General features: G+C 49.7%; 22 protein-coding genes and 1 pseudogene. 13 read left to right on the top strand and 10 right to left on the bottom strand.

Annotated elements, in window-relative coordinates:
• Positions 1–294 precede the first annotated feature (294 nt).
• A complete protein-coding gene (locus tag VHA_RS11425) occupies positions 295–1,320 on the top strand; it encodes an ion channel (protein ID WP_005504440.1) in 1,026 nt (341 codons plus the stop codon).
• A gap of 114 nt (positions 1,321–1,434) precedes the next feature.
• On the opposite strand, the gene VHA_RS11430 is transcribed toward VHA_RS11425, so the two are convergent.
• Positions 1,435–2,625, bottom strand: a complete 1,191-nt coding sequence (locus VHA_RS11430) for a MalY/PatB family protein (protein ID WP_005504441.1) — start codon at positions 2,623–2,625, stop codon at positions 1,435–1,437.
• A gap of 72 nt (positions 2,626–2,697) precedes the next feature.
• Positions 2,698–4,272 carry a maltose/glucose-specific PTS transporter subunit IIBC gene (gene malX, locus VHA_RS11435; protein WP_005504442.1) on the bottom strand — a complete coding sequence of 525 codons (1,575 nt, stop codon included), beginning with the start codon at positions 4,270–4,272 and terminating at the stop codon, positions 2,698–2,700.
• A 314-nt stretch (positions 4,273–4,586) separates the two neighbouring features.
• Here malX and malI point away from each other — a divergent pair, with 314 nt between their 5' ends.
• Positions 4,587–5,612: a Mal regulon transcriptional regulator MalI gene (gene malI / locus VHA_RS11440; protein WP_005504443.1), complete on the top strand. Its 1,026-nt coding sequence runs from the start codon at positions 4,587–4,589 to the stop codon at positions 5,610–5,612.
• Positions 5,613–5,704: 92 nt separating this feature from the next.
• Complete coding sequence (locus VHA_RS11445) at positions 5,705–6,787, top strand: site-2 protease family protein (RefSeq protein WP_005504444.1); 1,083 nt, start codon at positions 5,705–5,707, stop codon at positions 6,785–6,787.
• A gap of 185 nt (positions 6,788–6,972) precedes the next feature.
• On the opposite strand, the gene VHA_RS11450 is transcribed toward VHA_RS11445, so the two are convergent.
• The 3 genes from VHA_RS11450 to VHA_RS11460 all read right to left on the bottom strand — a co-directional run bounded on the left by VHA_RS11450 (position 6,973) and on the right by VHA_RS11460 (position 10,716).
• Entirely contained in the window at positions 6,973–7,908 is a 936-nt protein-coding gene (locus tag VHA_RS11450; RefSeq protein WP_005504445.1) for a class I SAM-dependent methyltransferase, read from the bottom strand.
• A 284-nt stretch (positions 7,909–8,192) separates the two neighbouring features.
• Positions 8,193–9,203: a M14 family metallopeptidase gene (locus VHA_RS11455; protein WP_005504448.1), complete on the bottom strand. Its 1,011-nt coding sequence runs from the start codon at positions 9,201–9,203 to the stop codon at positions 8,193–8,195.
• Between the two features lie 40 nt (positions 9,204–9,243).
• The gene (locus VHA_RS11460) at positions 9,244–10,716 is read right to left on the bottom strand and encodes a glutamate-cysteine ligase family protein (RefSeq protein ID WP_005504450.1); all 1,473 of its coding nucleotides are present in this window, start codon (positions 10,714–10,716) and stop codon (positions 9,244–9,246) included.
• A gap of 200 nt (positions 10,717–10,916) precedes the next feature.
• Between VHA_RS11460 and VHA_RS11465 the strand changes: the two genes are divergently transcribed.
• Together VHA_RS11465 and VHA_RS11470 are read left to right on the top strand one after the other, a co-directional pair.
• Complete coding sequence (locus tag VHA_RS11465; protein WP_005504451.1) at positions 10,917–12,149, top strand: DEAD/DEAH box helicase; 1,233 nt, start codon at positions 10,917–10,919, stop codon at positions 12,147–12,149.
• Between the two features lie 203 nt (positions 12,150–12,352).
• Positions 12,353–14,083, top strand: a complete 1,731-nt coding sequence (locus VHA_RS11470; protein WP_005504453.1) for a methyl-accepting chemotaxis protein — start codon at positions 12,353–12,355, stop codon at positions 14,081–14,083.
• Positions 14,084–14,157: 74 nt separating this feature from the next.
• On the opposite strand, the pseudogene VHA_RS19255 reads toward VHA_RS11470, so the two are convergent.
• A pseudogene (locus tag VHA_RS19255) lies at positions 14,158–14,271 on the bottom strand (pentapeptide repeat-containing protein); the annotation flags it as partial.
• Between the two features lie 15 nt (positions 14,272–14,286).
• Positions 14,287–15,222, bottom strand: coding sequence for a zinc transporter ZntB (locus VHA_RS11475; RefSeq protein WP_005504455.1), 936 nt, complete (start codon positions 15,220–15,222; stop codon positions 14,287–14,289).
• Between the two features lie 131 nt (positions 15,223–15,353).
• Here VHA_RS11475 and VHA_RS11480 point away from each other — a divergent pair, with 131 nt between their 5' ends.
• Positions 15,354–16,703 carry a magnesium transporter gene (locus VHA_RS11480; RefSeq protein ID WP_005504456.1) on the top strand — a complete coding sequence of 450 codons (1,350 nt, stop codon included), beginning with the start codon at positions 15,354–15,356 and terminating at the stop codon, positions 16,701–16,703.
• Between the two features lie 71 nt (positions 16,704–16,774).
• Here the strand turns inward: VHA_RS11480 and VHA_RS11485 are convergent, their stop codons facing one another.
• Positions 16,775–17,122, bottom strand: a complete 348-nt coding sequence (locus VHA_RS11485; protein ID WP_005504457.1) for a metalloregulator ArsR/SmtB family transcription factor — start codon at positions 17,120–17,122, stop codon at positions 16,775–16,777.
• 175 nt (positions 17,123–17,297) lie between these two features.
• Between VHA_RS11485 and VHA_RS11490 the strand changes: the two genes are divergently transcribed.
• Complete coding sequence (locus VHA_RS11490; protein ID WP_005504458.1) at positions 17,298–18,794, top strand: aldehyde dehydrogenase family protein; 1,497 nt, start codon at positions 17,298–17,300, stop codon at positions 18,792–18,794.
• Between the two features lie 220 nt (positions 18,795–19,014).
• Complete coding sequence (locus VHA_RS11495) at positions 19,015–19,743, top strand: MipA/OmpV family protein (protein ID WP_005504460.1); 729 nt, start codon at positions 19,015–19,017, stop codon at positions 19,741–19,743.
• Here the strand turns inward: VHA_RS11495 and VHA_RS11500 are convergent.
• On the bottom strand, positions 19,740–20,597 hold the full coding sequence (locus tag VHA_RS11500; RefSeq protein WP_005504462.1) for an AraC family transcriptional regulator: 858 nt from the start codon (positions 20,595–20,597) through the stop codon (positions 19,740–19,742). The genes VHA_RS11495 and VHA_RS11500 overlap by 4 nt on opposite strands.
• 110 nt (positions 20,598–20,707) lie before the next feature.
• On the opposite strand from VHA_RS11500, the gene grxC reads away from it, so the two are divergent.
• The 5 genes from grxC to VHA_RS11525 all read left to right on the top strand — a co-directional run bounded on the left by grxC (position 20,708) and on the right by VHA_RS11525 (position 25,575).
• A complete protein-coding gene (gene grxC, locus VHA_RS11505) occupies positions 20,708–20,977 on the top strand; it encodes a glutaredoxin 3 (protein ID WP_005504464.1) in 270 nt (89 codons plus the stop codon).
• Positions 20,978–21,022: 45 nt separating this feature from the next.
• A complete protein-coding gene (locus VHA_RS11510) occupies positions 21,023–21,520 on the top strand; it encodes a YkgB family protein (protein ID WP_005504466.1) in 498 nt (165 codons plus the stop codon).
• 221 nt (positions 21,521–21,741) lie between these two features.
• Entirely contained in the window at positions 21,742–22,620 is an 879-nt protein-coding gene (locus VHA_RS11515) for a DMT family transporter (RefSeq protein WP_005504469.1), read from the top strand.
• A 310-nt stretch (positions 22,621–22,930) separates the two neighbouring features.
• Complete coding sequence (yfcC, locus tag VHA_RS11520; protein ID WP_005504471.1) at positions 22,931–24,460, top strand: putative basic amino acid antiporter YfcC; 1,530 nt, start codon at positions 22,931–22,933, stop codon at positions 24,458–24,460.
• Between the two features lie 104 nt (positions 24,461–24,564).
• On the top strand, positions 24,565–25,575 hold the full coding sequence (locus tag VHA_RS11525) for a succinylglutamate desuccinylase/aspartoacylase family protein (RefSeq protein ID WP_005504473.1): 1,011 nt from the start codon (positions 24,565–24,567) through the stop codon (positions 25,573–25,575).
• A gap of 77 nt (positions 25,576–25,652) precedes the next feature.
• Here the strand turns inward: VHA_RS11525 and VHA_RS11530 are convergent, their stop codons facing one another.
• Entirely contained in the window at positions 25,653–26,078 is a 426-nt protein-coding gene (locus VHA_RS11530; protein ID WP_040528824.1) for a DUF4399 domain-containing protein, read from the bottom strand.
• Positions 26,079–26,178: the final 100 nt, after the last annotated feature.

Consider the following 26,178-nt stretch of genomic DNA (forward strand, 5'->3'; position numbering starts at 1 on the left):
TCAGGCAGAATTTACTGCTAAACTCAGTGAAAAGGCAACCTTTTTATTGCTCAAAATGGACGTTAGCCATTCAGCAGAATATGGGGCTAAATCACCTCATGAACAGCCTGATTGTTGGCTGTTATCCACCAAGAAATTGCAGGATAACGATTGAGGGATCAAGACATCTGTTCTCACCCCATGACATAAGATGAGAGGTTTTTCTCAGTCAACAACATTGAGAAATTGACTGATGGATTACCCTGTTATAGTGGCACGCTAGTTTCAGTGTAAAACAGTTAAGGAAAACGGCTGATGAACAAGTGGTACATGGTTCGCCGATGGATCACCTCCCAGTTTCAGCGTTTAAGCGGGAAGCATATTGTTGTGGCCGTTGTGGCGTATGCGTTTTTAAGTTGGCTGATGCTTCGCTTAGCGGGTGAGCAAACACTGACTTCGCCTTTCGTTGATTACATCTATTACCTGTTAGTGACGGCCTCTACCGTGGGGTATGGCGACATGTCCCCCACCACGGAAGCAGGAAAGTGGGTTGTCGCACTATTTGTCATCCCCTGCGGACTCAGTATTTTTGCCGTTGGTGTCGGCCGTCTGGCTGGCGTCACTATTGAATACTGGCGCAGAGGCATTTTAGGAAAAAGGAGCGTTGACGTGTCTGGACACATTTTGATTCTGGGTTGGAATGAGAGCCGAACCCTACACCTTATCGATATGCTGCTCCATGAGGAAAAAGACAAGCGCCCTATCGTATTGTGTGTGCGCGCAGAGATTGAAAACCCGCTACCAAAAGAGATTGATTTTGTTCGCACCACCAGCTTTACCGATGAAACAGCCATGGCGAGAGCAGGCGTAAGCGATGCTGATTGCATCATTATCGACAACCCGGAAGATGATATTACGTTCGCCGCTGCCCTTTTCTGTGCCAGCAAAAACCCGGATGTTCATATTCTGGCGTACTTTCAGGAAGACGTACTGAGCGATTTGCTGAAAACCCATTGCCCAAATGCGGAATGCATACCTTCTGTCTCGGTTGAAATGCTGGCCAAATCTGCTGTCGATCCGGGTTCTTCAGAGCTTCATCATGAATTGCTCAATACCCGCAAAGGCATGACGCAATATGCAGTGGCTTACCCAGCCAATGCCCAATACACCACCGTAGAAAACTTGTTTGTGCGAATGAAACGCAAACATGATGCGACCTTGATTGGGTTTCGCCGCGACAGCCAAGTCAGGCTCAACCCGCCGCTTGATCAGGAAATCAGACCCAATGATCTGCTGTTCTATATCGCAGATGAAAGGGTGTTGGATTTTACGTGGGACTAATACGAAAAACATACAAAGGGAGCCGAAGGGCTCCCTTTGTATGTTTTAGCAGGGCATTAAACAGACATTCAACCGATTATGTAAATTACCGCGTGGCAGAGACGCCTCCTCTATTCACGCCGTTACATTCAATGGGCGTTGACACCTGATCGCCCCGACAAGCGCCTTCAGGCCAGCATCCACTTTTGAGCGTGGGCAACCCAGATTTAACCTGACGTACCCTTTCCCTGATTCGCCGTAAACGCTGCCATCCATGATGGCGACGTTGAAGTGCTCAATGAGGTCACGTTGCAGTTTTTGCATATCAAGTTTAAGCGGTGACAAGTCAATCCAGGCTAGATAGGTGGCATCAGGCACCCTGTAACTGATCTCTGGAAAAGCCTCTCGAAGCGTATCCCGAACCCACTCGTGGCTTTCACGTACATACGCATTCAGTGCATTCAGCCACTCTTCGCCTTCGTTGTAAGCCGCCATCATACCGATCACGCCAAGAATGGAAGGTGAAGAAAGACCGTCAACCTCTTTCAATTTGAACAAGTATTCATTGCGCGCGTTGTCATCCGGAATAAAAGCATAGGCACCGTTCAAGGCAGGAATATTAAACGACTTGGACGCAGACGTGACCAGCGCCCAGCGTTGTGTCATGCCAAAGCCCTGCCATGGCGTGTGTGCGCTGAATGCCACATCCATATGGATTTCATCCGAGATCAGCGCCACACTGTGCTTATCACACAGCGTGGCGATACGTTGCAGCTCGTCTTTGTGCCAAATGCGACCGGTCGGGTTATGCGGACTGCAAAGCAGGAATACCTTGGTGTCAGCATCAGACAACTGGGTTTCCAGTAACCCCCAGTCGATCTCCCAGCCACCATCATTTTTAATCAAGGGGTTACGTACACAGCGACGGCCTGCCCCTTCCACCAATTTGTCAAAGGCATCATACGCCGGTGTCTGAAACACCACCCCCTCGCCTTCATGGCTCCACTTTTCAATCAACTTGGCGATGATATAAATCACCGAAGGACCATAGACGATGTTGTTTTTATCAATTTGTACCTGGAACCGACGCTGGTACCAGCATTCAATCGCCCCTTTAAAATCCTCATGATTCCAACGGCTGTAGCCCAAAACCGGGTGTTCAAGGCGTGCTTTCAGCGCCTTCATCACCGGCGCGGGCGCACCAAAGTCCATGTCTGAAATGGTAAAAGGCAGCAAACCTGCCTTGCCAAATCTGTCCTGTACATAGTCCCACTGCGTGCAGTAAGTGCCCATGCGGTCAATAGGTGTATCAAAGTCAAATGTCATCGCTGTTTTCTTCTTCTACACAAACAGGAAAACCCCCGACTTACTGGCTGCGGGGGTTCGGCGAAAAACGGCTTAACTTGCGTTCATCAACGCCTGCATTTCATTTTTAACCAGGTGAACCTGGGTGCCGATCACGACCTGAAGGTTGTGGGCATCCAGCTTAACAACACCCAGAGCGCCGTAAGATTTCAACTTGTCGGCATCGACCAACGCCATGTTTTTAACCGATAGGCGCAAACGGGTGATGCAGTTGTCCAATGCTGTGATGTTCTCTTTGCCGCCCAGTGCTGCCAGAATCGCCGCACCTTTGCCCGATTCGTTGATAAACGCGGCCTCCAGTTCGGTATCCAACTCTGCGGTATCTACGTCACGGCCTGGGGTGTTCAGGTTGAACTTGGTGATCGCAAACTTGAACACTGTGTAGTACACCGCAAACCATGCTGCGGCAACTAACGGCACCAGATACCACTTGGTTGCGGTACCTTGCAGCACACCAAATACCAGGAAGTCGATGATATTGCCGTCGGTGTTGCCGATAGTCACATCCAGCAACCCCATCACCATGAAACCAAGGCCGGTCAGAATAGCATGGACAACGTACAGCGCCGGAGCCACAAACAGGAACAGGAATTCCAGTGGTTCAGTAATACCACCGACCACGCAGGCAACCACGCCGGAGATCAACAATGCTTTAATCTTGCCGCGGTTTTCAGGCTTCGCACAGTGATACATCGCCAGTGCCGCCCCCGGTAGGCCACCAAGGAATGCAGGCATTTTACCCTGTGACAGGAACGCCGTAACCTCTGGGCTGAAGCCGTTAGTGTCTGCACACGCCAGCTCAGCGTAGAAAATGTTCAGTGCGCCAGACACGGACTGCCCACACACTTCCATGGTACCGCCAGCCTCGGTGAAACGGATCAGCGCAACCAGAATATGGTGCAGGCCAACGGGCAGTAACAGACGCTCACCGGTACCAAACAGGAAAGGACCAAACGCGCCAGCGCCTGCAATCAGACTGCCGATACTGTTGATGCCTGCGGCGAAGTAAGGCCATACGAATGGGATCAGCACACCCACGATGCCCAGCGTGATCGCGGAGATGATGGGCACAAAACGCGCACCACCGAAAAATGCCAGCGCATCAGGCATCTTGAAGGTATAAAAACGCTGGTGCAATTTGGCAACGATAATACCGACCATCACCGCACCCAGGATACCGGTATCAATAGACTCTATGCCGATGATACTTTTCACGCCATAGGCTTTACGCTCCAACTCATCACCCAACACACCACTCACGGTCAGGAAGAAGTTGATCGCCAGGTTAAATGCGGCATAACCTACGAAGCCGGCAAACGCTGCCACGCCTTTCTCTTCACGCGCCAGACCCAGTGGAATGGCAATTGCGAACATCACTGGCAGGTAAATGAATGCGACCAAACCAATCTTGGTCATCCACATAAACAGGTATTGAAGCAAGGTGTTATCCAGTAAAGGGATCGCTTCACGGATAGCATTACTCGACAGCGAACTGCCGACACCCAACAAAATGCCAGAAAACGCAAGGAGTGCTACCGGCAACATAAAGGTTTTACCGAGGCTTTGCAGGAACTCCCACATGGTGGTTTTTGTCGTTTTATTCGTCATTACAACTCTCCAAATTATGAGCATATGACTGGTGTGGAGTCCTCAACCAAAGCATGAACCGGTTGCCAGCCCCACACGCGGGGACTCAGTGTTTCTCCGCTCATACTAAAAAAATAAAATAGAGGTAAAACGTTTTATCAAAAAATTTGTGATCTTCGCACCGAAAGAAAATCCACAATTTTGATCAACGTTAAAAAAACTGAAGGTTCCAATATTCTTTTCAGATAAAACGTTTTATCTATATCCAATAAACCTCATATTAACGCCCGTTTGGGGCATCACACACTAACGGGTCTATCAAATAAGGAACACACTTGAAGAAGGTGACGATCACGGATGTCGCTGAGCATGCAGGTGTCTCAGTCACTACCGTTTCAATGGTATTGAGCAACAAAGGGCGGATTTCACCAGACACCGCCGGGAAAGTGAACAAAGCCGTGGCAGAACTGGGTTATGTACGTAACCGCGCCGCTGCCAACCTTCGCTCCCACAGCAGTGAAATCCTTGGCCTTATCCTGAAAGACATCAGTGACCCTTATTACGCCCAGGTGGCGGCAGGACTTTGCGAGGAAACCGAAAAGCAAGGCTACATGGTGTTTCTGGCACAAAGCGGCAATGAAGACAAGTTTGAACAGTGTATGCTGACCATGGCACGTCAGGGTGTCGGTGGGATCGCATTCTGCCCCATCAATGAAAACCAACAAGTCAATGCAGAAGTACTGAACACGCACGACTTGCCGATAGTATGTATCTCCCGGGCATCCGTGAACCAGCAGATAGATTATGTTGGTCCGGATAACGCCAGCGCTGCAAAGATAGCAACCGAACATTTGATTGGACAAGGTCATCGCCGCATTGCTTATGTGGGAGGGAAAAGCAGCTCGCTGTGCCGTGCAGAGCGGGTGGGTGGTTATTGCAGCACACTGATGCAATTTAGTTTGCCGTTCAAACCGGAATGGGTCGTTGAATGTGAGGCAGGGCAGGCACCGGCAGCGAAAGCGGTTGAAACCCTGCTTGCCAAGCATCCCCAAATCAGCGCTGTTCTTTGCCATTATTCATCCACAGCCCTAGGGGCTATTCAGGGGGTTCACCGCGTTGGACGAAGCGTGGGTAACGATAGCATTTTCAACAAAGAGATTGCGATTGTCGGGTTTGATGCTGTTCAGGATGCCGAGCTGACAGCCCCCCTTATTCCATTTGTCAATTCAAATGCCAGAGAGATAGGCAGACACGCAGCAAAGCGACTGATTGAACAAGTGGAAAAGCGAGACACAACCCCACGGAAAATCATCGTAGCCCCCTCATTCATCAACCATTCTGTATATACCCAGGCCACTTGAAGATGCGCAGATTCAGGTAACTTGGGTATAAAGAATTTTGGCGTGAATACTGGTACATTAGCGCCATCATTTTCTGATTCAGTACGATTACATTGGAACTCTTCAACATATCCTGTCTTGATAAGCCCCTGCGTCTGGAAGGATCGCTGGCGGGCTGGCAAGCACTTTACTGGGACAACCAGCTCGTCTCTCAACTCGCTGCAAGCGCAGACAACGAAGGCAAGAAAACCCATACTTTCCAGCTCACGGCGGAAGGGCGAATCCTGACTGTCGAGGTCATCACCAACATCACCTGGCAGCCGTTTAACCTTGAATATCACGTCACTGTCGATGGCAATGAAGTGGCATCCGGAGCGCGTAACGAGAAAGACATTGAACGCCAACACCCCGTTGTTGCCCCGCAAGGAAAACAAAAGTTCAGCTTGATTGGTCTGACCTCGCTTGGTCTCAAACTGATGAAAAGTGCCAAAGTCATCAAAGTCGTGCTGGCCGGTGCCAGTGTCGCGGCATATTCCTGGCTGTTTTCATGGCAGTTTGCACTGGCACTGATTGCCTGTCTTGTTGTGCATGAATATGGCCATATCCGCGCGATGAAATACTTTGGCATGAAAACCAAAGGGATTTACCTGATCCCATTTATGGGCGGTTTGGCACTGTCAGATGAGAAGATCAACACCCGCTGGCAGGATGTGGTGATTTCCATTATGGGCCCTACTTTTGGCCTGTTGATGTCACTGGCAGCGTTGATCGCCTATTGGATCACCGGCAACGTGTTTTTTGCGGGGCTGGCAACCTTCAATGCCCTGTTGAACCTGTTTAACCTGCTGCCTATTCTGCCACTTGATGGCGGACATATTCTCAAAAGCATCAGCTTTTCGATGAACAGCATGGCGGGTCTGGTTGCCTGTATTGCCGGTGCCGCAATCGGTGTGTATGTCAGTTACGCTTTCGGTCTGGCATTGCTGGGCTTTTTGCTGCTGATAGGAAGTGCGGAAATTATCTTTGAGTGGAAATACCGCCACCACTCCCACCTATTGCCATTAAACCGTTATGGTCAGGTTTTTAGTACGGTTTGGTATTTCGCAACGGTTGCAGTACTGGTTGGTGTCATCACCTACTTCGCCACCCAAGGTGACGAGCTGCTGGCACTGCCGCTGATTATTCTCCAGAGTTAACACCTGCCCCACTACACCCAACTGCCTGAAGCGGAAGGTAATTGTAGAAAAAAGACTAAACGCCAGCCTATGCTGGCGTTTGACAGTAACGTTTCCGGGCATTCAGTGACATATAGGATGTCGCCCCCCTTTAAATCAGTTCAACGGGGCAGCGAGAGGGAAGCGTTCTTTTTCCACCCGCCTTTTTATTGCGCCCCTTTATAATGCGCGATGATCTCTGCATTGCTCACTGCGCAGTCGGACTTCAATCCCAGAAAGAAAACGCCATTCGCCGCATCTACGTTGAATTTGTCCGGGATTAACTTATCAAAGCCCATGACCCAAAACAGGGAGAGCTTCACCACTTTCCCAGCCATGTGTGACCGGAACAAACCACTGAAAAAGCTCTCTATCGCCCATAGCAACTGGGTACCGGCTCCAGAACTCACGCCTGACTTCACCACATCAAATTTGCGAAACAGTAGCCGGTGTCCGCTTTCAGTAAAGCGCATAAAATCATACGCCCCCTCGTGGACATGCTGCAAAAAAGGGGTTTCAGCGTAGACCATTCCTTCAGGCCTTAACACACGGTGAACCTCAGCAACCACACTGAATGGATCGATAACATGCTCAAGCACAGCCTGGACAATCACTGCGTCAACGCTGCTGTCTGGTAACGGAATACAATGCGCGTCTGCGACAAACTGGACATTGGGAGAGGGGTAAACATCAAAAGAGATAAGCTCGATATTCTTGTCTTCATAGAAAGGAGCCATACCTTCGCCGATCGTGGCGCCTCCCACGATCAACACCCGGGGATTTGTTTTCTTTTCAAACAGGCGGGTCAGCAATAACGCCACATTGTCTTTCGTGGAATGCGAAGGTGGCGACACCATTCGCTTTACGACCTTCAACACTCCTTTATAGTGACTTCGCTCAACGGCAGATGTTTGCGGTGATACTTGCCACCCCAACCCTTTACAGCGCTCAGAACAAAGCAAAATAGGATACCCATCTAAGACTTGGTACTGAATATCGTCACTCATGGAAATAGCATTGGCTTCAGTGTCAATACTTTTGATCTCAGCGCCGCTTCGCGGACAACGAAGCAGTGCCAATACATCCTTTTGATCCAGAAGCATTGTTCGCTCCAATCTTGGTTTTCAGTCGATAAATAACGTTATCCCAAAACCACCTGACATCGGGATATACCCCAGAAAACAGGCTCAAGAGATACCTTAATCAAGCATCTGTGGGCTAACGTCATCAGTTCATCAGAACTTGGTCATTTTATTCACATGGGAACAAACCAATCGCGGATAAAAGTAACGACAAAAAACCCGCTTCATGAAAACTCGAGGCAGGAAAAAAGAAATAAAACAAAAGAATATGTGACATTAGCGCATGTGTTATATGCGCACAGCCCCTAATCAACCACCATGTAAAAAAGACAGTCGGACAAGGCAATATCACGGTTTGTGGTGATCATAAAAAGCTTCGATGCATGCTTTAAACGCAGTTCTCCCTGCGCTTCATAAAACAGCGTGCTGATTGGGTGCCCACCTTCTCCATCGTTGGTGATCATCGCGTCCACACCTTTATTGCCCAGCCAGCCAATCATGCTGTCGGCTGCCATCCATCCAAAGTTGTGGCGGTCAATATCGGGGGGGAGCGTCAGGTCTGCGTCATCCACTTTTCTGTCGTGGTAGCAAAGTGCCAAGTCTGGCTTTAGCTGCACGCGAACAGGGTGGTAGAGCAGATCCAGCGGCCAGAATCCGGTGTGATCCTGGAAAAGGTTCTCTACTGAGATAAAGTGGTGAAGACCATTTTTGGCAACCTCGTGTGCGGCAAGATCATTCGCACCGCCACACTCCACGGTAACAATTGGCGATGCGTCGGTGGTTTGTTCCATCAAAGCACCAAGCATGACAGAGCTGCAAAGCATGCGTCCGGTAAACAGGGAGGCTATTTGCTGGTGTTTTTCATCATCAACAATTGACACCGAAAACGAAGGGCTGGTGCCGGATGTATTGTGCAAATCAACCACTGCTTCAGGCTGTAGTTCAGCAATACGCTTTAATATATCGGCAGTGATTTGGTAGCTGTCATCTTCTCCATACTTACCAAAGCACCGGTTCATGTCCGGTTTATGGATAAGGTGGCGAGCCGTAAATGGGGTGCCGAATAAAGCAGCATTGACGTTTGCCAGACAAAAGTGTGTAGTGGCCGCACAATCGGTTTTTTGTTGCGCGAAATGCCACAATGCGTTAACACCAGAAGGCTCATTGCCATGGAGTAACGTCACCACAACACGATGACGGTTTGGGTCTCGTCCCGGCAAGGTTAACCAGCTTGGTCCAGGCAAGCTATCCAGCCAGGCAACCAATCCGCGCCTGAGATCTTCTTCAGTTGGCCAGCTAACATCATGTAGCATCATGGCTTTTTGCACTCCATTTAATGGTGAATATGCCACTGCATCATAAAACCGGCCAATGCGAAACAGGCTCACCGTTGAAATATTGCTTTTGATACAAAGCAAACATCTTGTTCAGCGCCACATCACGACCATATTTCCGTTCAAACCCTGCCAGTGTTTTAAGCTGCCAGACTGCCCCACTTTGCCGCTTCGCAAGCCGGTGTTCAATCACCGCCATTAACATGTCAGCTTCCAGCCTGGCGACCCCCAGTTTTACCAGCGCGTCTGCAACACCGGGAAGTAATTTGGCAAGAACATCCACCAGCGGGTACTCCTGTAACCTGCCAGTCTCGGAAGATTCCCAAAGAATGTCAGCATGGATGCCATACTGGGCGGCGCGGTAAAAATTATATTTAGCAAATTCAAACGGTAGCCGGTCCAGCAACCTATCCAGATTCTCTTGTAATGCATACGCAAGCCCAATGCAGAGCGCGGCGTTTGCCACCATGTCAATCGTCGTCGGACCCGCGGGTAAACTGCGCAGTTCTATCCTCAAATGCCCACCGTCGGCGTCATCATAAACAGCGCGGTTCCAGCTCCATATGGTGCTTTGGTGAAGCCGTAATGCACCCAATATAGGCCCACATCCTTCCTTGCATGTCGATGCCGGCAAATCAGGCAGTAACACTGGCTGTAAACTCACGCCTTGGCGAAATAACTCCAACGCACTTTTGCGAACATAGCCTTTACCATAGGAAACACGCGCTGGCACGTGCCAGCTCATGCCACATAAGTTCCGGCTATCAATCGATTGCTTGAAAAGAGGTACCCGGGTTTCATGCCAAAGCTTTTTTTGCAAAAAAATCGGTGAATTCGCGGCTATCGCCAGGGTAAAAATGGTCGCAATCTGGATACCGTTGTACCACTGGGCAAATTCATCTGGCTTAACCCGATAGTGCACCTGAAACGACGTATTGGCCCCTTCCAGGGTGACATCTTCAGCCTCGATTTGCAGGTTCTCCAATCCATGAATACAGATATGAAAGGGGCCTCCGCGTGACTCACGTAAAATATCCGTCAGTGCTTGGTATCGCGGTAAATTTGTCATGGATTCAGGGCCAAAATCCCCATCCCGCAACGTAGGTAATATGCCGATCGGTATAACATTGATGCCATCGCCCCTGGCGATGCCTTGCAGAAACTGAAGTTTCTGATCCATATTGCGTTTAAGAAAGGTGAAAGGAGAACCATGGAACCCGGTATAGGGGCAGTTATATTCAACGTTAAACTGATTGATTTCCGGGGTCATCAAAGGGTCAGCAGCCTTGTCGAGAATATCAAGGTTACAATGTGCAGGCCGGTGGTGCTTGTCAGTCAGATAAAGCTCCAACTCCGCACCCAGAGTACATGCTCCTTCTCCCCAACCCGGCGTATCAAGTAATGTCTCAAGTTGGTCCAGTTCGGATTTTAGCTGCTTGGCGAACTGTTTATGATCGCGGGCGCTAAACGAGGTTTTGTTAATATCCTGTCCCACTGCTTCGCCCTCGCTTGACTTCAATGTTTAACATAGAACAAAAACACTGCGGTTACAGGCAACAAGCAGATTGGGCCCGTATTCAGACCAGTTTTCGCATTCCTGAGCACGGCTCCCGTTGCAAAATCGGCACCCTATTTCCGTGGGATCAGACTATCTGGTACACTCGCGCTCCTTCTAACACGTGGAATTTTTCATACATGTCAGGCAATGCTTTTTCCCTTCTTCATCCGACACTCCAGCACACACTGAATGCGCTGGGTTACTCCGATCCTACGGCTATCCAGCAACAAGCCATTCCTCATGTGTTGGACGGAAAAGATGTGATGGGCGCCGCGCAGACAGGCACGGGCAAAACAGCGGCGTTTGCCCTGCCGGTTATCCACCAGCTTTTGGAACGTGGCGTAAAAGGCGCAGCCAGGGTTTTAGTTGTCACCCCTACCCGCGAACTGGCACAACAGGTATATGAAAAAGTCGTCGAATACAGCCAGCACACGTCACTCAAATGCGTCGCCCTTTATGGTGGCGCAAACATCAACCCGCAGAAAAACCAACTGACGAAGAAGCCAGAAATCATCGTCGGAACGCCGGGCCGTCTACTGGATCACCTGCATATCGGTACCTTGACACTCAACAGCCTGGACACTCTGATCCTGGATGAAGCCGACCGCATGCTTGACATGGGCTTTATTTCAGACATCAAACGCCTGATGAAAAAAATGCCGAAAACACGCCAAACGCTCTTTTTCTCCGCAACGTATCCCAAACAAGTGGTCGATCTGGCCTACCGCCTGTTGAGCAATCCTGTTCGTATTGAAGTGTCCACAGCCAACAGCACTGCTGAGACGGTAAACCAGCTGGTCCACCCTGTTGACAAAAAGCGCAAACGGGAACTGCTTTCTTACCTGATTGGCAGCCGCAATCTCCAGCAGGTATTGGTATTTGCCAAAACCCGACAAAGCACTGAAGCATTAGCCAATGAGCTCAAACTGGATGGCCTGAAAGCAGAAGCGATTCACGGAGAGAAAACCCAGGGCGCACGGAACCGGGTACTGGAAGGGTTTAAATCTGGGGAAGTACGGGTATTGGTCGCAACAGACGTCGCTGCCCGCGGGTTAGACATTCCATCGCTGGATACTGTGTTTAACTATGAATTGCCTCACCAACCGGAAGATTACATTCATCGTATTGGCCGTACCGGACGCGCAGGAAAGCCAGGCATGGCAATTTCATTGGTCAGTCGCGAAGAAGAAGGCATGTTGACAGCAATTGAAACACTGATCGACCTGCGACTGCCGCAAGAATGGTTGGCCGGGTATGAACCGGATTTACATGCTGACATGGAATACCGCCAGAAACGCGGGGGACGGGGAGGAGAAAAACGCCGTCTCAAACGTCAGCTTCTCAAAAAAGTGGGGGATGGAAAACGCTAACGTTACTGACAAACGGCGCACTGTGCGCCGTTTTTGCGTTTTACTTAGCCCCACAAGCCGTTACCACACTGTAATATCCACTTTTTTAGACACATCTTCCTGCCTAAATATTGCTGACCATTTTATTGAAAATGGGCCATATGCTTCTATATTCAAAAAAGAGCTGGATTTTATTTTGCACCGATGGACTAGGAGAATGGTCGATGAAAACAAAAACAATGATGTCAGCAGTGTTTGGTGTCATATCCGTCCTTGCCATATTTACTATTACGCTGTCGTTCACTGTTCTCGATTCCGCCAATCAGTTGAAAGACACCTCTGAAACCCGTTACAAATCTTATCAAGTCGCTGATGAGCTTAGGCAAAGCTCAGATGATTTAACCCGTCTGGCCCGAACTTATGCGCTCACGGGTAATGAAGACTACGAAAAAATGTACCTGGATATCCTCGCTATCCGGAATGGTGAGAAACCACTGCCTGAAAAATATCACCAAATTTATTGGGACTTAGTGTTGGAATACGGTCAAAAGCCAAAACCAGATGGTAGAACCATTTCTATAAACCAGCGTATGGTAGACCTTGGCTTTTCAGAAAAAGAATTCACCTTCTTAAAAGAGGCACAAGGCAACTCAGATGCTCTCGTCAATCTTGAAGTGAAAGCGATGAACGCCGTTAAGGGGTTATACCCAGACCCTGCCACCGGCAACTACACAGTGAAAGGCCAACCGGATTTGGCGATGGCCGCCGAACTGCTACACAGTAAAAAATACCATGTTGAAAAAGCCAAAATTATGGCACCCATCGATGAGTTTTTCTCTGCGTTGGAAACGAGAACCCAAGGCTATTTCACCAAAGATTTTAATGCGTTGTACACCAGTGTGTTGGTCACACTGGGTCTGATGGCTCTCATGGTCTGCTCATCGGTCATCGGCTTTTTTATCGTCAGCCGGACCATCTCATCGCCTATATCCCAACTCCGGGAGCAGCTTGTTGACATCGGCAACAGCCACGATATCTCCTTGCGCGTCAACATTAAGGGCAAAGGTGATGTGGCAGATATTGGTAACCATATCAATGCATTACTGGAAAATCTTGCCAAGGCAAACGCTAGCCGGACCCAGGTTTTCCACCAGATCTCAGATCTAGCCCAGACAACAGGCAATGCCGTTCAAGAAAGTTCCCAAAGTGCAGAATCCCTGAAACGCGAAACGTACACCGTTGCCGCAGCTGTAGAAGAAATGTCAACAGCCCTTTCACGGGTTGCCGAAGTGACGCAGGATGCCGAACAGAAAGCGTCAGAAAATGATGCCAATGTCGCCAAAGGTGAAAGCGCCATGCATTCTGCTCTCAGCTCAATGGCAGGGTTACAAAGTGAATTTACCAACTCTCAGGAAGCAATGAGTGGTCTGGTCACAGAAAGTGCACAGGTATCCAGTGTGTTGGACGTGATTAAAGCCATTGCTGAACAAACCAACCTGTTAGCACTTAACGCGGCGATTGAGGCAGCACGCGCTGGCGAGCAGGGACGTGGTTTTGCCGTTGTTGCTGACGAGGTTCGTTCTCTGGCACAACGTACTCAGGACTCGACCAAAGAAATCGAAGAAATCATCTTAAGTCTTCAACAAAAAACTAACCTGATGGGGGATGCGATAGAGAAGTCAGCAGGACTGATGGCAAGTTCAAATGAGGATATTCAAGCCATTGGTGAAGTGTTTGAGCAAATAAAAGGCAGCACCAGCCAGATTTTCTCACTCAACTCAGAAATTAAAGCCTCGACTGACGAGCAGTCCAGCGTTGCACAAAGCATCAACGAGAACCTTACCCAAATCAGTGATCTCAGCAGTGCTGTTGCCAACAGTCTCACCTCGATTGAGGATTCTGTCCGCACACTCACAGACAATACCAAAACCCTGAACAGCGGCAACGCCGCTTAAAGGGATATCTGGGTGCTGACGCCCCGGAGTATTGACACAAAGTATCGCGCCACACGGCGCGATACTTTTTTGCGTTAATCGACTAACTCAATCCCAAGGCTTTCCAGCAGATTCAATGCTTCATAACGGGAAAACCTGGCGCCTTTCACTTGGTTTTCAAGCACATTGATCGCGTAATCTGTCGGCTCGTCCAGTCGGCATTGTTATATAAACCGCAGTCTTTTCAGGATCACCACTTCCAGTGCAACCACTGCAATCAGTGACAGACAAAACAGCGTAAATGCCATCGGGTTTTCAACGCCCGGTATCCCACCGATATTGACCCCTAAAAGCCCCGTGAAGAACCCGGCAGGCAGGAATATCCCCGCAATCACCGAGAACAAATAGGTATTCCGGTTCATCACTTCCGCTTGCTGCTGATTGACATTCGTTTGATAAAGGTTGATTTGATCGATATAAAAATCAATCGACTCATTTATTCTGGCTGTGGTATCCAGACAGTTTTTGATATGGTTTTTATGGGGCTTCAGCACCGGAATATCTGCATGGAGCAAGTCCTCAAACACATAATGTTGGGGCTTCAGGTAACGCCGCAAACGAAGCAATCTCGAATTGAGGGTATTGAGGGTTTTCAAATTAGCCACATTGACCTCATCCAGTCCGTCAATACTCTCTTCTACAGGTGAGAGAAAATCGGAAATAATGCCGTTAATCCCCGTCGCCATCCCCACCAGCAAAGCGGGCAAAGAACCAGGTCCTTTTCCCATTTCCAACCGTTCGATTAAGCGGGAAACAGCGCGGGACGGTACTTTCCGGGTAGAAATAATTGCACCGTTAAACCAGAGAATACGCAGGCTGAGCATGTCATCTGGCTCAGAGCCTTCATTGAGATTGATGCCACGCAAAATAACCAAAAAGCAATCATCGTGAAATTGCTCGAAACGGGGACGGGTATCGTCTGTCAGTAGCGAGTCGATAATCGCCTCTGGCACCTTATTTTCTGTCAGCCAGCCCCGTAAGCCGATAGCGTCACGCTGGCAGTGATACCAGTTTCCGGAGGTGATGGCAGATGGTTCATTGCCGATTTTCTCCGCAATGTTATCTGCAAAACGCCAACAGGTAATGATAAAACTATCCATAGTTCGTCCTTTAAATTCTAGAACGTTATTAATCTATTAAAAATACATTCTTCGCAATGTTTTTCATTGCTGCCAACCAGTGTTCTCACTATGCTTGCTGCATTGAAAACACTGCGCCGTCGGAAAAAAGTATGGACGACAATACAATAAAACATGCCGTTGAGGAGCTGCTTTCCAGTGCTGCTGACAGTGAAACGCAAAGCGCGGTGATTGAGCAGCTTGAACTCGAAAAATCTGCGTCTGATGTTGCACTTTTGCTGGAATCGCTGCCACTTGCCGAACGTCTTGCCACCTGGGAACAATTGTCTGATGACCGGAAAGTACCCGTGCTGGTTGAGATGCGGGCGGATGCCAGTGAATCAATCCTCAAACAGCAGGATGAAAACCTGCTGCTGGCGCTGTTTACCGGTGTTGATGCAGATACCCTGCTGGAATTGCAAGACAGCCTTCCTGAGCATTTGCTGGAAAATGTTATTGGGCGGATGGATGAAGAGCAGCAACACCGCTTTTCCGCCGCCCAGCAGTTTGAAGACGATGAAGTGGGCCACTGGTGTGATCACCAACCTCTGGTGGTGCCAGGAAAAACCAAGTTGAAAGTGGTGATGCGTTTGTTGCGCAGACACTTACCACCGCACAGCCACGTGGTCTATCTGGTCGATAACCGTGGCAATTTCACTGGGACAGTACGCATAAACCGCCTGTTTGGAGCTGATCCCGCGCTGCGCATTTCAGAGTTTGCCGAAGCCGACTACCCCACACTGGATGCAAAAGAAGACATCTATGTAGCGGCTGATCAGGTCGCTGCCAGTGGCGAGTCTTCGCTGCCGGTTATCACTGAAAGCGGGCTTTTGATTGGCCGGTTAGACATGGGGACAGCCTATGAGCTGCAAAGTGAAAAAGCCGAATCACAACTGATGGCAGGTGCTGGTCTCGACGAAGATGCAGACCTTTTCGCGCCGGTAAGGCAAAGTGCACAAAGCCGGGCCGTTTGGCTCGGTATTAACCTGATGACCGCACTGCTGGCCTCCTGGTTTATCGGCTTGTTTGAAGCCACACTGCAACAGGTCGTGGCATTGGCCGTGTTGATGCCAGTGGTCGCATCTATGGGCGGCATTGCAGGCAGTCAGACACTCACACTGATTGTCCGCGGCCTTGCGTTAGGGCAGATTTCTAAAGCAAACCTGAAACCCTTGCTGACAAAAGAAGTCAAGGTCGGGGCATTAAACGGCGTCCTTTGGGCGGTGGTGATTGGGCTTATCGCAGGCATTTGGTTTGGGGATGTGCTGTTAGGAACGGTCATTGGCATTGCCATTGTCGCCAACATTGTCTGTGCCGCCATCTCGGGCATTTTTATCCCGGTACTACTTGATAAGCTGAAAATTGACCCTGCGCTTTCCGGCTCAGTGATCCTCACGACTGTTACGGATATTGTAGGTTTCGTCGCCTTTTTGGGGCTCGGCAGCTTACTGCTTCTGGGATAGCACCCGCGCCTGCCAAAAACGCCTCGCACAATTTGCGAGGCGTTGTCTTTCATTCTTCCAATCTGATCTGACTAACAACAGCTCGAAGCGCGTGCTGGGCGATCACCCATTTGATACAGGCGGGTTAGGTTTTCCTGCAAAAATGCCCGGTGAGATTCTGTGGTTACCGCAAGCACGTCTCTGACCCATGATGGCAATGCGTTGGAAATACTGTAGAACACCCATTGTCCCTGGCGACGGTCAGTCAACAGCTCACATTTACGCAGTTGGGCAAGGTGACGGGAGACTTTAGGCTGGCTTTCATCGAGCGCTTCCATCAATTCACAAACACACAGTTCACCCTCCTGCTGCAAAAGCATCAAGGTTTTCAGTCGGGTTTCATCTGCCAGGCATTTGTAGACGTTGACGGGAGAGATCATTTGCTTTCGCCAGTTTCAGTGACATGATTCAAGCTTCATACTTTATATGTGTTTTTTCATATGTAAAGTGACGTTTTCATGTGTAAAGTGACATTTTCATCGCCATTCGATCAAATCAACGAGCAAGCTAGTTGCGGTACACCTTGGCCATGACACAGCAACCGGGGAATTATCCATGACTCTTCAAGATAACCTGACGTCTTCTTCCGGCCACACTGCGGCTGGCGAACTTGAACACTGGTTCGATGCATTAAAAACGGCATATCAGCGAGATCCCCATCCTTCACTGGCAGAGCGAAAAGCGCGGCTTTGCGCATTGAAAACCCAGATCCGTCGCTACCAGACTATGTTGGCACAGGCAATGAATGAAGACTTTGGTGGGCGCAGTCATACCGAATCTTTGATGGCGGATGTACTGGGTCCAGTGCTGGACATTAACCATGTTAAACGTCACCTCCGCCAATGGATGCGCCCTAAACGCCGTCCTACCGAGTGGCTGTTCAAAGGTAATAAGCTGGAGGTTCTCTACCAGCCCAAAGGCGTGGTCGGGATTATCTGTCCGTGGAATTTTCCACTTTACCTTGCTATAGGGCCAATGATCACTGCGCTTGCCGCTGGTAACCGCTGTATGATCAAAATGCCGCCTAACTGCCCGAAAACCACAATCGTTCTGAAAAGGATGTTGGCAGAAATCTATCCCGACGATCTTGTCTGTGTGGTACCGGGTAATCACCCACAGGCAATGGACATCAGCCATCTGCCGTTTGATCACCTGGTATTCACCGGCTCCCCCAACAGCGGCAAGGCTATTATGGCGAATGCGGCAAAAAACCTCACCCCGGTAACCCTGGAACTTGGCGGTAAATCCCCTGCCGTGATCTTTGATGATTACGATATCGAGAAGGCAGCAAACCACATTGCCCATGGCAAAAGCTTCAATGCCGGACAGATCTGTATTGCGCCGGATTACGCCCTTGTCCCTGAGCAAAAAGTCGACGACTTCGCCGAAGCCCTCTATCGCGCTTACAACAAGATGTACAACACAATATCCAGCAATGCAGATTGCACATCACTGATCGATGACGCGCAATACCAACGGTTTCAGGCACTGCTTGATGATGCCAAAGCAAAAGGCGCTAAGGTGATCAAGTGCCTTGAAGACGGGGAAAAACGTAAACTGCCGCTTCATATTGTCACTCGCCTGACACCGGATATGCGTATCTGTCAGGAGGAGATTTTTGGCCCGTTACTGCCTGTTCACAGCTATGGTGAATTGGAGGAGGTGGTGACCTATATCACCCAGCGTCCGAGGCCACTGGCCTGTTACCTGTTCAGTGATGATAAACCCCGCCGTGAATGGATGCTGGCGCACACTCACAGTGGCGGCGTCACCATCAATGGCTGGGGCTGGCATGCCTTTAACCACTCGGTTCCCTTCGGGGGAGTGGGTAACTCTGGCTTTGGTAATTATCACGGTGAAGAAGGTTTTCGCGAACTCAGTCATGCCAGAACAGTGCTACAGCTACGGCGCTGGTTTCCCACTCATCTCTTTACACCCCCCTACGGCAATTGGGTTCAACGCCTGGTGATGCGCGTATTTATCGGTAAGCCAGATCCTCAGCTTTCAGCAGAAAACACCGCCACAGCACAGGCCCCCAAAAGCACTACCTGATGTAGCGCTTTTGGAACGAATGAAGTTGATGCGTTAGAACAAGCCCACAAATCGCAACCACAAAACCCGCCCACAATCAGGTGGAGCTCATGCACTGGCAGGATGTGGCCTGGGTGCACCCAGTTCAGAGGGCTTATCTCCCCATACGATCTGAAAAAGTCACTGTCTGAAAGAAACGTCTCTGATAACAGTTCTTCTCTTTGACTAAGGGAGGAACGTAATGAGTAAGAATGCTTTTATCATAAAATGTGTGTTGTTATCAGCCGTGTGTTCAGTACCTGCCATGGCGCAGGATACGTTTAAAGACTACGGATTTATTGGCGGCGGCCTGACCGTTGGAGAATCGGTATTTTCCAATGAAGGAACCAAAGCCGGCGCCGAACCCTATCTTTTTTACAACAGCGACAAAGGCTTCATTGATGGCAGCCTCTTCAACTACAACCCCATTCCCTATGTCGGCATTACCGGTAACCTGAGGGTTGCTGAAGTCTCTGATGATTTCGACAATATTCCCAACGGTATCAATGACCGCGACGGCAACGGCGAATTGGGGATTACTCTGGGCACGGTAGGCGCCCGCCTGACTTACCTTCATGATGTGACCGATGAACACAATGGGTATGAAATCCAGGCTCACTTTGGCCGGGCGTATGAAATGCCGTTAAAAGGCCTCGTATTCGCTCCTTATGTGGAAGTCAATTACCGGGACAATAAGCTTTCAGAACACCTCTACTCTATCTCTGCGCAAGAATCATCAGCGTCTGGACTGGCTGCTTTTGATGCAGATGACGCCTGGGTTTACAAAGGCGGCGTTGTCGCCCTGTATGACATGAGTGATAGGTGGGTGGCGATCTCTGAGATATCTCTCGAACACCATGACAGCAACAGCCCGCTGGTGCAAAACGACCTTGGCTGGGCATTCAGCTTTGGTGCCGCTTACACATTTTAACGATGGCTACTGCGCCGGTAACGTCTGGGCGTAGTACCTGTGTATTTTTTGAATGTCAGTGTGAATGCGCGTTCTGAGTCATACCCCACTTGCTCGGCAATGTCATCAACCGACAGCATAGATTCCAGCAACAACTCCTGTGCCCGCTGCATCCTTAAATCCGTGAGATAAGTAAACATCGGTTTGCCGACCAGATCGGAAAAGCGCTTGGCAAACGCGGCGCGAGACATGCCTATCCGGCTCGCGACCGATTCCAGTGTCCAGCTTTGGGCTGGATTATCATGCAGTAATTGCAATGCACGGGAAATGCGCTTGTCGTTCAGGGCATCCAGAAATGAGCGGGACCCGTCGCGGCCGAAGTTGATACGGATAAGCTCGACCAGAATGATTTCAGTCAGCTTGTTAACGATAAGCTCCGAGCCCGGACCTTGCGACAGGTATTCCGCACTCAGCTGATCGAACGTGCTCTTCAGCCACGGGTGATTGGCAAAGTCCTTCTCCCGCACAATGGTCACTTTCGGGAACACGTCCAGCAACGGTGTTGTCGCCGTCCGTGTAAAGCTGAAAGAACCACAGAGCAACATGGTGGACACATCCAGATCCGGCTTGTCTGGCTCAGGCGACTGGCTGGAAAGCTCATGATTTTCGCCGGGGCCAAGGAAAATCAGATCCCCGGCATTAAGCTGTTCTACACGCCCATCCACCGTTGCCCAGCACGCACCGCGGCGAATCATATGAAAGCAGGCATAATCCAGATCGATAAAACGCTTGGTCCATGGCGCTTCTACCTGACTGCAAAAGTACACGCTCCCCACCACGCGGATTGAACGCAAAATGTCGCTCATCACTTCCATGTCATACCTCGTTAGACGATCTGTGTATTCATTCAAGATTATTCTGCATAGATAGTACCGCACCAAACGCCTAAAGTAATCCCATACACAAACGCAGAGGGAACAAGACCATGCCCAAGATTGAAATTTACACCAAAAGCTACTGCCCACACTGTAAAGCCGCAAAACGCACGCTTGGAAATATGGGCCTGATCTTTGAAGAGATTGAAGTCAGTGACGACCCAGCACTGTTTCAAGAAATGAAACAACGCAGCCAACGCCGGACAGTGCCGCAGATTTTTGTCGGCAACACCCATATCGGTGGCAACTCAGACCTGATGAAAGCGATCCAAAACGGTTGGTTTAAACATGTTTTGTCTAGCCAATCCGCAACCCACTGAGCCCGATAACGCAAACACAGAATTCACCTTGTAAGGAGACACATTATGACAACCATTAATAACGCACACGACCGTATTACTGACTCTCGCTCACGTTTTGCGCAGTCACTGAACCGTTTCGCCGATCACGCCATTCGGTTTTCTATCGTCATTGTACTGGCATGGATTGGTGCCATGAAGTTTACCAGCTACGAAGCCGGTGCCATTCAGGGATTGGTCAGCTCAAGCCCGCTGACAAGCTGGCTGTACAGCGTATTTAGCTTGCAAGGCGCTTCAAACCTGATTGGTACGGTTGAAATTGCGACAGCCCTGGCATTGGTATTTGCACCGTATAGCCGTGTGGTTGCCATTGCAGGTGCCGTGGGGGCGACCGTGACGTTTGCCGTCACTACCAGCTTCCTGTTTACCGCACCGATCGCTGAAGCCAGCCTGGGTGGTTTCCCTGCTATTTCAGTCGTACCGGGCCAGTTTTTGCTGAAAGACATCGTATTGCTGTCTGCCGCAGTATCCTTGCTTGCAAAAGCTCTGCTGCGAGACAACTAAGCAAATACACAGGCAAACACACAGAATAATGGGTGATTGGAGTTTTACTGCCTTTCCAATCATTCATAAAGAAGGGCTACCGCTCGGGCAGCCCTTCGCCATGTCAGTGACATAGTGCCTATTGTTTCACTTTTGGACATGCTGATTTTCCTTGTTGTAGCCCATTGAATACGTTTTAATCATTCTTCAGACCACTGTCACCGCGCAAGGATTGCTGCACTATGCTGAAAAGCGCCATCCCTTTTATCTTTGTTTTACTTTGGAGTACGGGTTTTATCGGTGCCAAGTTTGGCCTGCCTTACGCCGATGCCGCGACCTTCCTGTTTATCCGCATGGTATTCAACGTGTTGGTGTTCCTCGTGATTTTGGCTGTGATGAGACCAGCGATGCCCAAAGGCAGCGCCCTGTTGCATGTGTTGGTGTCCGGGCTTTTAATCCACGGTTTTTATCTGGGCGGTGTCTTTGCCGCGATTGGTTTTGGCATGCCTGCCGGCTTGTCTTCTTTGCTGGTAGGCTTCCAACCAGTACTGACAGCATTGATTGTCATCAGCCTTTCCAGTGAACGGCTTAACCCGGCGCAGTGGATAGGACTGGTTGCCGGTGTGCTGGGCATTGCCTTAGTGGTGCAAGGGAAAATGAGCTGGAATGCCGACGCACAGCCTGTCTATGCCTACCTCTTCGTCTTCTCGGCATTGATTGGCATCACACTTGGCACGCTCTACCAAAAACGTTTCTGTCAGGGCGTGGATTTGGTGGCCTGTGCAATGTGGCAATATGTCGCAGCAGGGGTATTTTTCCTTCCCATCGCCTGGCTGGCGGAAGGCTTTGAGGTCACCTGGTCACTGACCTTTACCTTAACCATGCTCTGGTCGGTGCTGGCACTTTCCGTGGTCGCCGTGCTGCTTTACCTTTATATGGTCGGGCAGGGCGCAGCATCCAAAGTTACTTCAGTGATTTACCTTGTTCCCCCGGTTACAGCCATTCAGGGTTGGCTGTTTTTTGATGAAGCCTTTTCGACATTGACCATTCTTGGGTTTGCCGTTTGTGCCGTCGCCGTTTTCCTCGTCATGCGGGCCCCCAAACTCAATGTGAGTCGCTAGCTATTCGCACCAGATCCTCCCAATCAGGGAGAACTAACCCATCCACGTCTGATAATGGCCGCATTTTTGTACGTTTATATCATTTCACTTCCATGCGTAAACATTCACTTTTTGTATAGCGTCTGTTGACGCTATACCCACAGATCTCTGAATTCAGCCTCTTCAGATGGTTTGTGAGTCTAGTGATATTCGCTATTTTTTCGTGACATTGAGGATTAATTGGATGAATCGTGGCAACAACGAAATTTAATTGACTTATTATTCAAAAATAGCGACATTTCATGCTTTCTTTCCTACAGAGAATGATGGAATGTCTCAGACACATATTGAATCGCAAAGCACCGTGTCCGTAGCCAAAAAATGGCAAATGCCGGATACGCTGATCTTGATCTTTTTTGTCGGCTTGCTTGCCGCAGCCATGACGTATCTGATCCCAATCGGTCACTTCGACACCCAGCAAGTGACATTTATGGTTGATGGTGCTGAAAAATCCCGCACGGTTATCAACCCGGAATCATTCCGTTTGATCCTCGATGAAACCGGAGACGCAGTTTACAAGCCGGTACAATTCTTCTCTTCAGGCGGTGGTATTGGCCTGATGAACTTCCCTTTTGAGGGTCTGGTATCCGGCTCAAAATGGGGTTCAGCAATCGGCGTTATCATGTTTATGTTAATCATTGGTGGTGCTTTCGGCATTGTGATGCGCACAGGTACCATTGATAACGGCATATTGAAACTGATCGACATCACTAAAGGCAGTGAAGCGCTGTTCATTCCCGTTCTGTTCCTACTGTTCTCTTTAGGTGGTGCCGTATTTGGCATGGGTGAAGAAGCGGTCGCATTCGCCATTATCATTGCCCCGCTGATGGTTCGCTTAGGCTATGACGGTATCACAACAGTGATGGTGACCTATGTGGCAACACAGGTTGGCTTTGCTACGTCTTGGATGAACCCGTTCTCCGTCGCGATTGCACAAGGGATTGCTGGCGTTCCAGTGCTTTCAGGCATGACGTTCCGTATGGCAATGTGGGCAGGATTTACACTGGTAGGCATCGCGTTCACCATGGCATATGCGGCGAAAATCAAAGCGAACCCCAAAGCGTCTTACAGTTTCCAATCCGATGCCTACCTGAAAGATAAAACAACCGAAAATAAACAGGGAAGCTGGTCCATTGGTGACACACTGGTTATTCTCACCGTGCTGGCAACAACGCTGTGGGTAGTTTGGGGTGTGGTACTTCACGCCTGGTACATCCCAGAGATTGCATCCCAATTCTTCACGATGGGTTTCGTGGTTGCCATCATCGCTATCATGTTCAACCTCAATAACATGACCATGAATGACGTGGCAGACGCGTTTAAAGAGGGGGCGAGCATCATGCTGACACCGGCCCTGCTTGTTGGCTGTGCTAAAGGCGTCCTTATGATGTTAGGTGGCGGTAGTGATGAGCCCAGTGTTCTCAATACTATTCTCCATAGCGTAGGGAACACCATTATCGGCTTACCCTCAGCTGTCGCAGTATGGTTGATGTACGTATTCCAATCCGTGTTTAACTTCTTCGTGACGTCAGGCTCAGGCCAGGCCGCATTAACTATGCCACTGCTGGCACCGCTGTCAGACATTGCAGGTGTCACCCGCCAAGTTGCAGTGTTGGCATTCCAGTTGGGTGATGGTTTTACCAACATTGTTGTCCCCACCTCCGCATCGCTGATGGCAACGTTGGGTGTATGCCGTATTGATTGGGGTAACTGGATAAAGTTTGCATGGCGATTTATGCTTTTGCTTTTTGTTATCGCAAGTATCACCGTTGTGGGGGCGCACCTTACGGGCTTCGCATAAGCTTAACCCTCTCAGGTCTGTTGGCCTTTCTAGGTGATTTTTACCACAACAGGCCAGCAGCCCTTAATGACCCGAACGTGTATTAAAAAATAAGAAGTAAAGTAATGACGAAGTATATTGAAGGGAACAAGATTGACGGATTGTCCGTGATTTCATCGCTCGACGTGAACCAGCTGGATGCCGGTGAACATAAGTTTTGGTTTCGCGCTGCCACTGACGCATTGGCACAATGGCAACACCTTCCGGTTTGGGTCTTCAAAGGGACCGAACCAGGAAAAAACATCGTGATCACTGCGGGTGTGCATGGCGACGAATACAACGGCGTGCTGGCAGCACAATCCATTGCGCGTGAACTGCGCGGCAAGCCCCTGAAAGGCTGCGTCACTATTGTCCCTACGGTCAACCTGAGTGGTATGCTGCATCACAGCCGTGATTTCTATTCGTCAGATCCGGATGTGTCCTGCGGTAACCTGAACCGCCATTTCCCAGGTGATCCGCACGGGAATGAGCCACAACGCTACCTTGATCCCATCTGGCGTAACCTGCTACAACCCAATGCCGATCTGGCAATTGATCTGCACACCCAAACATCAGGAACTTGCTACCCGCTGTATGTGTTTGCGGACTTTCGCCTGAATGATGCCGTCAACATGGCCCGACTGATCAATCCGGACGCAATTCTGGATGACCCAGGTGAAGCTGGCGTGCTTGAAACCGTTTGGAACCAAAATGGCATTCCCAGTATCACCATCGAAATTGGCGTTGGCCGTTATACCGACATCCAAATGGTCAACCGCACTGTTCGCGGTGTCTTCAATATTTTCTCTTTTTATGGTCTGGTTGAAGGCAATATTGCTGCTGTTAAGCCCGCCATTGAAAGTGCTCGTGTTACCAGCATACGAGCCGTTCAGGGTGGCTTTATTCTGCCTCAGGTGGAATTAATGCAAACGGTAGAGAAAGATCAGTTACTGGCAATCCAATATGACAGCTTTGGGGAAGAAGAGCACCGTTACAGTGCGCCGGAAAGTGGCGTGGTACTGAGCCATAATGTCGAATCTCTGCGCGCTGCGGGATCATTGGTAGTTCGCTTGATCCATCCACACGCGACACGCTGATTGTTCTTTGTTTCCCCAATTTGACACGCCAACGCGCCGCTTCCTTCCATCATTGGGGCGGCGATGTTTTTTCCAACTTATCTGACATTAATGGTGATTCTCTCTGACAGCACCGGTTTCAAGTGAGGGATATGACGGTGGTCACCCAGCAATAACTGCAAGGTGTGTTTACCCCTAGGAAGGGTCAACCTTGTTTGTGTTTCGCCGCTATCAAAGTGGCGAATATGAGAGTTGGCAGGCAGTGGCAGTGAAAAATCCACCAGCGAGTCAAGGTCGATTAGCAGGTGATGGTGGCCAGCATAGGGTATGTTGTTCCCCGCGGGCACCACGTCCCTCCCTGTCAAACCAAAGACCACCTCAAAAGTTTCAGGTACGGTTTCGCCATCCTGCGGTGTAATGAAATAAACCATCGCCCCCAGGGGAGACGGCGTGGCAGCATGAAGCGCCACCGGAAACATCCATACAGAACAAAGTGCCAATACAAGCAACAGCGTGTTTTTCATGCGTCAGCTTAAGCTCGAATACCCAAGCTTCAGCATGATAGAAAAACTGAACACATTGGTGTCAATTTTTGAGACAGCGTAAAAATACCTCATTTATACC

The organism is Grimontia hollisae CIP 101886, from assembly GCF_000176515.1.
Lineage (GTDB): Bacteria > Pseudomonadota > Gammaproteobacteria > Enterobacterales > Vibrionaceae > Enterovibrio > Enterovibrio hollisae.

What these genes read in the sequence shown, in the direction of transcription:
- VHA_RS11425 (WP_005504440.1), top strand. Translation starts at nt 295, where the DNA reads ATGAACAAGTGGTACATGGTTCGCCGATGGATCACCTCCCAGTTTCAG.
- VHA_RS11430 (WP_005504441.1), bottom strand. Translation starts at nt 2,625, where the DNA reads ATGACATTTGACTTTGATACACCTATTGACCGCATGGGCACTTACTGC.
- malX (WP_005504442.1), bottom strand. Translation starts at nt 4,272, where the DNA reads ATGACGAATAAAACGACAAAAACCACCATGTGGGAGTTCCTGCAAAGC.
- VHA_RS11450 (WP_005504445.1), bottom strand. Translation starts at nt 7,908, where the DNA reads ATGCTTCTGGATCAAAAGGATGTATTGGCACTGCTTCGTTGTCCGCGA.
- VHA_RS11455 (WP_005504448.1), bottom strand. Translation starts at nt 9,203, where the DNA reads ATGATGCTACATGATGTTAGCTGGCCAACTGAAGAAGATCTCAGGCGC.
- VHA_RS11465 (WP_005504451.1), top strand. Translation starts at nt 10,917, where the DNA reads ATGTCAGGCAATGCTTTTTCCCTTCTTCATCCGACACTCCAGCACACA.
- VHA_RS11470 (WP_005504453.1), top strand. Translation starts at nt 12,353, where the DNA reads ATGAAAACAAAAACAATGATGTCAGCAGTGTTTGGTGTCATATCCGTC.
- VHA_RS11475 (WP_005504455.1), bottom strand. Translation starts at nt 15,222, where the DNA reads ATGGATAGTTTTATCATTACCTGTTGGCGTTTTGCAGATAACATTGCG.
- VHA_RS11480 (WP_005504456.1), top strand. Translation starts at nt 15,354, where the DNA reads ATGGACGACAATACAATAAAACATGCCGTTGAGGAGCTGCTTTCCAGT.
- VHA_RS11485 (WP_005504457.1), bottom strand. Translation starts at nt 17,122, where the DNA reads ATGATCTCTCCCGTCAACGTCTACAAATGCCTGGCAGATGAAACCCGA.
- VHA_RS11490 (WP_005504458.1), top strand. Translation starts at nt 17,298, where the DNA reads ATGACTCTTCAAGATAACCTGACGTCTTCTTCCGGCCACACTGCGGCT.
- VHA_RS11495 (WP_005504460.1), top strand. Translation starts at nt 19,015, where the DNA reads ATGAGTAAGAATGCTTTTATCATAAAATGTGTGTTGTTATCAGCCGTG.
- VHA_RS11500 (WP_005504462.1), bottom strand. Translation starts at nt 20,597, where the DNA reads ATGGAAGTGATGAGCGACATTTTGCGTTCAATCCGCGTGGTGGGGAGC.
- grxC (WP_005504464.1), top strand. Translation starts at nt 20,708, where the DNA reads ATGCCCAAGATTGAAATTTACACCAAAAGCTACTGCCCACACTGTAAA.
- VHA_RS11510 (WP_005504466.1), top strand. Translation starts at nt 21,023, where the DNA reads ATGACAACCATTAATAACGCACACGACCGTATTACTGACTCTCGCTCA.
- VHA_RS11515 (WP_005504469.1), top strand. Translation starts at nt 21,742, where the DNA reads ATGCTGAAAAGCGCCATCCCTTTTATCTTTGTTTTACTTTGGAGTACG.
- yfcC (WP_005504471.1), top strand. Translation starts at nt 22,931, where the DNA reads ATGTCTCAGACACATATTGAATCGCAAAGCACCGTGTCCGTAGCCAAA.
- VHA_RS11525 (WP_005504473.1), top strand. Translation starts at nt 24,565, where the DNA reads ATGACGAAGTATATTGAAGGGAACAAGATTGACGGATTGTCCGTGATT.
- VHA_RS11530 (WP_040528824.1), bottom strand. Translation starts at nt 26,078, where the DNA reads ATGAAAAACACGCTGTTGCTTGTATTGGCACTTTGTTCTGTATGGATG.